2 protein-coding genes are annotated in these 2,104 nt (G+C 63.9%); one reads left to right on the top strand and one right to left on the bottom strand.

Annotated elements, in window-relative coordinates:
* Positions 1–1,686, top strand: a 1,686-nt coding sequence (locus tag GSQ92_RS31260) for an AAA family ATPase (RefSeq protein WP_254066711.1), incomplete at its 5' end; no start/stop codon positions are given.
* On the opposite strand, the gene GSQ92_RS26835 is transcribed toward GSQ92_RS31260, so the two are convergent.
* Positions 1,641–1,955: a hypothetical protein gene (locus tag GSQ92_RS26835; RefSeq protein WP_159014619.1), complete on the bottom strand. Its 315-nt coding sequence runs from the start codon at positions 1,953–1,955 to the stop codon at positions 1,641–1,643. The genes GSQ92_RS31260 and GSQ92_RS26835 overlap by 46 nt on opposite strands.
* Positions 1,956–2,104 lie beyond the last annotated feature (149 nt).

The raw sequence follows: 2,104 nt of genomic DNA on the forward strand, positions 1-2,104 counted from the left end.
GTCAAGCCTTTGGTCGAGGCCTGGAAGGCAGACACGCGCTTCGATGTGGGTGGTCGGGAAGTTGTCGGACTGGCGACGGGCTGGAAGCAGGCAGACGCGCTTAAGGATGCGGGCATTGATCAAACGCTCGCTATGGACCCGCTCCTGAAGGCGATCGAGAGCGGCGAGCTCGCCGCCAGCCGCAACACGGTCCTGGTGATCGACGAAATCAGCCAGGTCGCGCCACGTGCCATGCTTGCTCTGCTCCAGCTGCAGCGCACGACCGGCCTGACCATCAAGGCCTTGGGCGACCGGGAGCAGGCGCAGTCAGTCGAGGCGGGCGATGCCATTGAGATCCTGCGGCGGGCGCTGCCCAAAGAGGCCCAGGCCGAGCTGCTCAGCACCGTCCGCCAGAAGGGGCGCAACGCATCCGAGACGCGTCGCCTGCGGATGATCGCGGGCCTGTTCCGGGGAACCGAGCCTGACCGCGATTCTCTGGACTTGCTTGCCCAAAAACGCCGTGGACGGAAGATCAGTGGGCCGCACCTTGCCAATGCCCAGTCCGATCTGGAAGCCGAGGAGCGACGAAACCATCATCTTGGCGAAGTCGAGAAAGCCCTTGCCATGAAGCGCCAGGACGGCACCGCTCGCTTTATCGGCGGCGACCAGGATCAGGTCATCGGCCGGATCGCCGATTTCTACATGACGCGGCGGGACGCCCTCACAGCGGCTGGGTCAAAGGGCGGCATCACGGTCTCGGCGCCGACCAACACCGACACTGCCGACCTGAGCCGCGCCATCCGCGACCGGATGAAGGTACGCGGCGAGCTTCGCAATGACGAGCAGGTCTATGAGGCGATCGATCAGCGCGGCGAACACTATGCCATCCCTATCGCGACAGGCGACAAGCTCCGGCTGTTCCGGCGGACCTGGGCCAAGATCAACGGCAAAGGCGGCTCGATCGGCAACAATGGCGATATCGTCGAGGTGGTGGGCCGCATGGCGAACGGCTTGGTGTTGCGCGACAAGGCCGGGCGCCTGGGCGAGGTCGAGTGGAAGCGCCTCGAGCACAAGGCGACAGGGCGGCTTCTGGTCGGCTTCGGGCATGCCATGACGATCGACGCCGCGCAGGGGATCACCTCGGACGAGCACATCAACGCCCTGCCCCGCGGCACCGCCGGTATGACCGGGTTCACAGCCTACGTGGCGGAAAGTCGGGCGCGTGGAACTACTTGGACGATGATTTCGGATGTGGCGACCTTCGACGCCGTTCGCAGCCGGCGCGCGTTGGGTGACCTGACGCCGATCAAGGCCGAGGACATGTGGTCCAAGGTGGCCGAGGACATGGCCGCCAAACCCTACAAGGCGCTCGGCATGGACCTGATGCAGGCGGCTCGTGAGGACCGCGAGTTGGCAGTGCGGTCATTCATGGCGGCTGGACATCGCGTAGAGAAGATGGAGCTCCAGGGTCGCAATCTTGGCCGAGAAGCCCGTGACCGAATGCAGGCCGAGGCAGTGCGCAAAAGCATCCCGGCACTCATCGCCTCGCTCGACGGCGCGATCGCGGCGGCCGAGACAACCCTCACCGGACCCTTGTCCAACCGGGAGGCGCATCTCCGTAGCCTCCGGATTGACGCGGAACTGTCCCGGCGCGAGATGGATCACGTGGCAGCCCGACGATCTTCCTCGCCATCGCCTGGTATGTAGGTGCGCCGCATCGAACAACGAGAAACTCGGGGAAGTTCATGGTTGAGGAAGTCGAATTCGACGACATGATCGATATGGTCGACGCTCGTTTCGAGATATTCGCGCGAACGGGCACCACGCTTGGCGACACTGTTCTCTATCGAACGCGCATTGGGGCGGGCAGACTTGTTCCCCTGCAAAGTCATATCGATCCCGAGTGCTTCTATGTTCTTGAGGGTCGTCTCGAGGTATTTCTTATAGACGATGTGCTCAAATGGAATGTGGTCCACGCTGGCCGGAGTTTGCTCGTCACAGACGGGACGATGGGCGCATGGCGAGGACGTGCGGGCCGCGCTTGTGATGGCCTGGGAGGCCTCGGATCGGATTTGCGGTAAGCGGCTTCAGCCCTTGCTGGCGCCCCTGATCGAGGCGACGGAGC

Source organism: Acidisoma sp. S159 (assembly GCF_009766125.1).
In the GTDB taxonomy this organism is placed as follows: Bacteria; Pseudomonadota; Alphaproteobacteria; order Acetobacterales; family Acetobacteraceae; genus Acidisoma.